Source organism: Virgisporangium ochraceum (assembly GCF_016863655.1).
In the GTDB taxonomy this organism is placed as follows: Bacteria; Actinomycetota; Actinomycetes; order Mycobacteriales; family Micromonosporaceae; genus Virgisporangium; species Virgisporangium ochraceum.
On sequence record NZ_BOPH01000149.1, the window covers coordinates 68,327 to 74,818 of the forward strand.

The window sequence follows — 6,492 nt, forward strand, 5'->3', positions numbered from 1 at the left end:
GGCGTGATCACGTGGTGTCCTGGTCGAAGCGCAGACGACGGGCGACGATGTCCGTCGCCACGTCGCCGAGGGGGCGGCCCTCCGCATAGGCGTAGGCCCTGATCCGCGTCAAAGCCTCGGCCAACCCGACTCCGAGCTGAACCATCACCATGCCCTGCGCCTGGTACAGGCGGATCCGGTTGTCGATCGCGTCGTCCAGCCCGTCGGCGTCCGTGGTGGCCCGTTCCTGACCGTCCAGCAGCATCGTCACGACCCGGTCGGCGACGGTGAAGGCATACCCCAGTTCCGCGCGGGACAGCAGCCCGGTCTGGACGCGGAACACGTCGATGGCGCCGAGGCGGACGGCACCGACCTGCAGGGGAAAGGCGAAGACCGCCCGCACGCCGGCGTCGTGGATCGCCGGCGCGTAGACCGGCCAGCGGCGCATCGCGTCGACGTCCAGGTCGGGAATGAGCACCGGCCGGCAGGTGGCGACCGCGTCGACACACGGCCCTTCGCCGAAAGTGAACTGCAGCTCCTCGATGCGTTCGGTGACCGGGTCCGACGCCGTTGCCATGCCGTAGGTCCCGTTCGTGGCCATCACACTGAGCCCGACCCCGGAAGCCGACAGGGCACGAGCCGCGTCGCCGCAGACAGCGCGGAGCTGGGTGACCACATCGCCGACGGGCGGGGCGGTGGCTTCGGGATCGGACGGCCTGTCACGGCCCGACGTGTCATCCACCCCGCTCGCCATCCATCCACGGCGCACCCGGCCCAGCCAGGTGAGCCGTGCGCCGAACCGCATCGCGTCCCATGACCCACGTCCCCTGTCAGCGGGTGCCACCGGAGGCCGGGCAGCCGCGGCCGCAACGAGCCGCACTCAATGTACCGCTCCGTGACCGGCAATCGTCCGGCTCCTCCGCGGCCGGGGTGTCAGCGTGCGCCGATCCATCCCGCCGCGCCCGTGATCGGGTAACCGGCACCCAGCGGGACGATCGTCATCACCGCTGCGTCGGGTCCGGCAGAGCCGGCCGGCGGCTCCGGATGGATATTGATCATAAGGTGCCTGTCCATGCCGGTCGCGGCGATGACGGTCCGGGCCAGCATCGACGGGTTGTGCAGCACCAGTTGCGAGTCCGGATGACCCTCGCGGAGTGCGGCGAGGAACGTCACGAAGGTCGAACCGACGTAGGTGACGGTGGTCAGGTCGACCACGATCAACCGCAGAGCCAGCCCGTGCAGACGATTGGCGATTCCGGTCAACGACGGAACGGTCGCCAGGTCGACGCCGCCGGCCAACCGGATCCAGGCCGACGGTCGCTCGGGCCGCGTGACAGAGTCTCCGACCGACCCGGAGCGGAATTGGGGTTCCACGGTGCCCGTCCTGACATGAAGTGTCACGGTGTGGCTGCCGGGGTCTCGGGCAACATCCAACGAGGAGGATCGAGAAATCATCTTACCCCCCCGGGCTGCCGCTGGGAGCCCCGCGAACGCGGGACCCCGCGACCCTCGACCAACCGGTCCGATGCAGGACGGACCCGGCCGCGGGCTACGACGCCTCGCCGTCCGTCGTGATCCGCTCGGTCGTCGCGCGCGCCACCGCGGTCGAGTCGACAGCGAACGGATCACGCAGGCGACGCCGGCCGTCTTCACTGTCGTCGAAAGGCATCGGCGGTTCTTCGCGGGCCGCTCCCCCGCTCCGGGGAGACAGGAAAGGGCTCGCCAGATGATGGTTGATCAGTGTCATGTGTGTCCTTGCCGGTTGGTGATCGGGTCTCGACCGTGGTGGTGCCACGCTCACGAGTTGCGACGGGACGGGCCGCCGCATGCCTTCCCCGCTTGCGCCCAGGGCGATACGGTCAGTGGGTGAAGGTCGAACGTCAGTGGTGGAACGGAAGTTTCAGCCCGCGCGAGCGTCGAGACGTATTCATCCGTAGCGACGGTCAGCGCTGGGAGGTCATGGCACAGATCGGCGGGATCCATGGCCGGTCGCGGGTACATCCCTGCCCGGGCCGGACGACCGCGGAGATTCTGGCCACCGCCTGGCGCGGTGGCGGCACCGAGTGGCGCGAGGTCGTTCCTGCCAAACACGCCGGATCGGCGACACGACGTTTCGCCGATCCATGCGTGCGGTGAGCCGACCGCCGCGAAGGGCCGTACCGTCGAACGCAACCGGGAACGCGTGACCATGGCGAGCATCGTGCTGCGTGTGCGGCTGTTGAACGGAGACCGTCTCGACGTCACGTACGGTCCAGGCACCGCCGTCGACGCCGCCCACGCCCTTGAGGACGCCGTCGCATCCCTCAGCGCCGACCGGGGGGCATGATACGGGGGTTTCACGCTCACTCTGCGGATGAGATTCCGGCCTCGGGCGGCGGGGAATCGTCCTCGACCATGGAAATCCTGATTCCGGTGGGCGTTTCGTCGATGATGAACGACCGGGTCCCGCCGATGGCCGGCATCATCGCGTCATAGAACTCTTCGTTGCTGAGCTGAACTTCACCACCGGCCCGGTGCACGAGCACCGCCAGGACCGCGCGGAGGTTCACATTGCTGAGATATGTCATGTGGAGCCTCCGGCGCGCGTCACCGACGAACCGCGTCCTCTCAGCGACGCGGTAGCCGGTGCCGTTCGGTGTGTCACGGGAGAATGTGACGTCGGCTCAGGGCTGCGTCGGTACGACCAGCGACACGGCCTTCGCGGCGTTCCTGGCCTTCTTCGCCACTCGCTTCTCCTTCAGCGTGCTTGCCTGCTTCTTCCGGTCTTCCTTGTGCGCGGTTCTGCTGGCCATGGCGGCCCTCCTCGTGTCGCGGGTTCACATGACGCGCCTCACCGGCCGGCACCGCTGCGTTGGTTCGGATCGACCGTGCCGGGACGGACCAGGAGTTGAACGATGTCCCGGTCCGCTGCGCTGACGCGGAGTTCTGGTGTGCGGAGCTCTACTGCGAGGCGTTCCCACCATGGGACGCACGCGGCACGATCAGGACGTCGCCCGTCCGCCGGAACGGATCTCAACCCGGCGTCGGGCACGGCACACTGTCCAGTGCGCAGACTCACTGTACGCCCCCTCTCGACCGAAGTGTCGAACGCGCTGGTTCCCGAATGCCGGCGGTGTCACCGGGAACGACTCTCATGGGTTGAGGACGAGCTCCAGCCACACCGACTTGCCGCGGTGTTGCCGGACGCGGCGTACCCCCCAACGCCGGGCGATGGTCTGCACGAGGATCATCCCGCGTCCGCTCTCGCGGGACGACCGGTCGGCGAGGTGGACGACCGGTCGGCTGGTGCGCGCGTCCGTCACGCTGAGCCTGAGCAGGCGACCGGCCGCGCGGAGCTCGATCCGGGTGCATCCGCCACCGTGTCGGATCGCGTTGGTGACCAGTTCGCTGAGGACCAGGTCGAGGTCGTCGTCGAGATCGGGGCGGACCGGGCCGGACAGCAGGAGCCGGGGAAGAACGCGTCGGGCCCACGTCCGGGCCCGGCCGACGACCGCCGGATGGTTCCCATCACGCGGCCGCCACGCGGCGCGACGGTGGACCTTACGGGTCACGCCACGAACCGCCGCACCGTCACCTCGCTGGCCGACAAGCATTTTGGTGCCTTCCGCGGGAGATCCCGGGATCGGGTTGTCCCGGGCCGACCACCGCCACCGACAGCCAGTGATTCCGTGATACCCGTATCAGCACCCGTCAACCGGAGAACCGGCGTCTACACCGCCGGCCGTGCCGGCTCGTCCGGCGCGGCCGGCACGACCAGAACGAGGATGGCGGTGTCGTCGCTGACGTGCCGGCCGGTGTAACCGAGGACCGCGTTCTCGATGGCGCCGGCCAGGTGGTCGGCACTGGTGGCGGGCGTCTGGCTGAGGACCACGTGGAGGCGGTCGGAGCCGAATAGGTCCCGGTCCTCAGGGCGGTGGGCCTCGGTGACACCGTCGGTCGTCATGATCAGGGCGTCGCCGGGATTGAGGAACCCGCGCTGGTTGGACAGGCCGGCGTCGGGCAGGCAGCCGAGGATGAGGCCCGGCCGGCCGAGCGTCTCGACGGTGCCGTTCGCGCGGCGGATCAGGGCGGGGTCGTGGCCGCCGCAGGAGACCTGCACGCTGAGTCCGGCGCGGTGCGGGCGGACGGTGGCGTAGACGGCCGTGAGGAACTGGGTGTCGTCGGTGAACCATTCCAGCAGCGCCGTGTTCAGGGTGGCCAGGTTGGTGCTGGGGACGGTGCAGCGGACGGCGGCGGCGCGCAGCGTGTACCGGGCCAGGGCGGTGGTCTTCGCCGCCTGCGGCCCCTTCCCGGCGACATCGCCGACGACGACGCCCCACGCGCCTCGGGGGGAGGCGAACACGTCGTAGAAGTCGCCGAGAACCTCGGCGCCGCGGCCGCCACGCAGATAGCGGACCGCGAGCTGCGCGCGCGGAATGGCGGGCAGGTGCGGGGGCAGCAGACTCTCCTGCAGGGTGCGGGAGAGCAACGCCGACTCCTCGGCCGCCTCCAGCGCCCGGAGAGTGGCCGCATGGGCCTGTGTCGCGGCGTTCTCGGCGCGGACGGTCGCGGCGCGGGCGTCGTCGACCGCACCGCGCAGGGCGATCTCGCCCGCGGCGGCATGGGCCAGCGTCTGCAGCACTTCGATGTCGTGCGGGGTCCAGTCCCGCACCACGGTGTCGACCGCGCAGAATGTGCCGAGCACCGAACCGTCGAGGGACCGGATCGGGAACCCGGCCCAGGCGATCACCCCCATCGACTCGATCGACGGGTTACTCCAGGTGCGGCGGTCGCGACGGGCGTCGGTGACGATCAGTTCGGCGTCGGCGCCGATGACGTACTGGCAGAACGACTCCTCGACCCGGTTCTGCCGCCGCCCCGGGTCGGTGGTGTCGACGCCGACACAGCTCTTCCAGAACGAACGCGTCTCGTCGACGACCGTCACGAACGCGTGCGGGGTACCCAGGAGGCTGGCCGCGAGCCGGGTCAGCCGGTCGAAGGGCTCTTCCGGGCCGGTGTCCAGCAGCCCCGTCCGGCGGACGGCGGCCAGCCGGGTCGGATCGAAGACCCGTGTCGGCACCGCGGCGGGCTGTCGCTCCAGGGGAAGGTCACGCAGGGTCAGGTCCGGGTCGGTGTCTGTGCCTGTCACGTCCCGACCCGCGCGATCACGGGTTCCCCGATGGCGGACACCGTCGCGGCTGTGGGCAGCCGCCTGTGCCGTACCCGGGCACCGTCCACGACTTCGTCCGTCCCGGGCGGGCAGCGTCGGTCCAGCAACGCCCACACCTCGTCCAGCAGAGCCCTGGCCGCCGCCGCGCCCGCGGCCCGATCGGCCGGTACGATCGCGGCCGCCGGACGACCGTGCTTTGTCAACACGGTCACCTCGCCCATCAGATCAGCCCGGCTGACCAGTTCGGAGAAGCTCGCCTTCGCCCTCCGCAACGGCAGGTGCGTCAGCGCCACGTCCGGGCCCGGACCGATCGTCATGCGGCCATTGTGACCACAATCGCTCTCGACGTCCACGGTCACGCCGCCACACGTCGATGCGAGACGTACCCGGCGGGAAGCGACCTTGTGAGCGGTCGCGTAGGGTGGCGTCAGCTGTGGCATCCCGGGCGAGTCCCGCCGCCGCTGATCCGATCCCCGTGACAGGCCCCGCCTTCGTCGACCAACCGATCAGAGAGGTGGCGGTCGTGATGACCGCAGCGCCCGATCCGTCGCATCCCGGCAGTCCCGATGCCGGCTCACGCACGTTACGCAATCTGGTGGACGGCATTCTCGCGGTTCTGCGGGGTGCGGGAGGCATCCGACGACGGCGAGCCGCCGCCCGACAGGATTTCGCGCATGCCCCTGTCGCGCCCACCGCGCAGGCGGCCGAGGAAACGGTGACACCACCATCCGACGAGCACGGTGGCTGGCCGACCTGGCGGACCCCGCGGTAACCGATGCCAGCCCCGGCCGGTGGGTCCGACCCACCGCGCCAAGGTTGGTCACCCGTTCATTCCGACACTTCCAGGCTCGTCATGGCCGTGCCGGCGGGTGCTGCGCGACCATACCGGCTGCGGACCGCCGTACCGGGATCGACGGATGAATGGACGAGAAACGGCCGATCCCGCACGCCATACACGCTGGCCTGTGGACGTCCATACCGCGTGAGGTCGCCGACGCACCCCGTCGGGAGGCCGACGACCGGAAGGTCCCCACATGACGATCAGGTACCGCATGCTCAGCACCCATCCACCCACCCGGTGCGGACTGGCGACATTCAACTCCGCCCCCGCCACCGGACAGTCGGCCACGGTCGACGCGAGGTGACCACCCAGACCGCCCGGCCCATGGGCACCAGGGCAGCGAACGGACCCCGACCACCCACGCCGACGTTCGCGCACCTGATCCGGATGACCGACGACACCGGCCTGTTCGAACACGCCCGGCACGCGACACCACGACGCGCGCACGGTTACTGCACCGACGACGTCGCCCGCGGTCTCGTAGTCACCTCCCGCGAACCCGATCCGGCCCCGCCGGTAATGC

Annotated in this window: 9 protein-coding genes and 1 pseudogene; 2 read left to right on the forward strand and 8 right to left on the reverse strand. The window is 70.1% G+C overall.

The features are described 5' to 3' along the window. Nucleotides 1–7: 7 nt before the first annotated feature. The 3 genes from Voc01_RS50325 to Voc01_RS50335 form a co-directional block, all read right to left on the reverse strand. The gene (locus tag Voc01_RS50325; RefSeq protein ID WP_373873978.1) at nt 8–784 is read right to left on the reverse strand and encodes a GAF and ANTAR domain-containing protein; all 777 of its coding nucleotides are present in this window, start codon (nt 782–784) and stop codon (nt 8–10) included. Between the two features lie 128 nt (nt 785–912). Further along, nucleotides 913–1,434, reverse strand: a complete 522-nt coding sequence (locus tag Voc01_RS55130; RefSeq protein ID WP_507772771.1) for an STAS domain-containing protein — start codon at nt 1,432–1,434, stop codon at nt 913–915. Between the two features lie 94 nt (nt 1,435–1,528). Beyond that, entirely contained in the window at nt 1,529–1,726 is a 198-nt protein-coding gene (locus Voc01_RS50335; protein WP_203934926.1) for a hypothetical protein, read from the reverse strand. 119 nt (nt 1,727–1,845) lie between these two features. Between Voc01_RS50335 and Voc01_RS50340 the strand changes: the two genes are divergently transcribed. Continuing rightward, entirely contained in the window at nt 1,846–2,115 is a 270-nt protein-coding gene (locus Voc01_RS50340) for a hypothetical protein (RefSeq protein WP_203934927.1), read from the forward strand. Nucleotides 2,116–2,321: 206 nt separating this feature from the next. On the opposite strand, the gene Voc01_RS50345 is transcribed toward Voc01_RS50340, so the two are convergent. The 5 genes from Voc01_RS50345 to Voc01_RS50360 all read right to left on the reverse strand — a co-directional run bounded on the left by Voc01_RS50345 (nt 2,322) and on the right by Voc01_RS50360 (nt 5,487). Next, nucleotides 2,322–2,546: a hypothetical protein gene (locus tag Voc01_RS50345; protein ID WP_203934928.1), complete on the reverse strand. Its 225-nt coding sequence runs from the start codon at nt 2,544–2,546 to the stop codon at nt 2,322–2,324. 96 nt (nt 2,547–2,642) lie between these two features. Further along, nucleotides 2,643–2,771 (reverse strand): hypothetical protein, encoded by a 129-nt coding sequence (locus Voc01_RS54380; RefSeq protein ID WP_275423839.1) that lies wholly within the window; start codon nt 2,769–2,771, stop codon nt 2,643–2,645. Nucleotides 2,772–3,110: 339 nt separating this feature from the next. Beyond that, on the reverse strand, nt 3,111–3,530 hold the full coding sequence (locus Voc01_RS50350; protein WP_203934929.1) for an ATP-binding protein: 420 nt from the start codon (nt 3,528–3,530) through the stop codon (nt 3,111–3,113). A gap of 158 nt (nt 3,531–3,688) precedes the next feature. Next, a complete protein-coding gene (locus tag Voc01_RS50355; protein WP_203934930.1) occupies nt 3,689–5,107 on the reverse strand; it encodes a PP2C family protein-serine/threonine phosphatase in 1,419 nt (472 codons plus the stop codon). Then, nucleotides 5,104–5,487, reverse strand: a complete 384-nt coding sequence (locus Voc01_RS50360) for a type II toxin-antitoxin system Phd/YefM family antitoxin (protein ID WP_239161072.1) — start codon at nt 5,485–5,487, stop codon at nt 5,104–5,106. Before Voc01_RS50360 ends, Voc01_RS50355 begins: the two co-directional genes overlap by 4 nt. Before the next feature lie 782 nt (nt 5,488–6,269). Between Voc01_RS50360 and Voc01_RS50365 the strand changes: the two are divergent. Continuing rightward, nucleotides 6,270–6,492 (forward strand): annotated as a pseudogene (locus Voc01_RS50365) (glycosyltransferase); the annotation flags it as partial.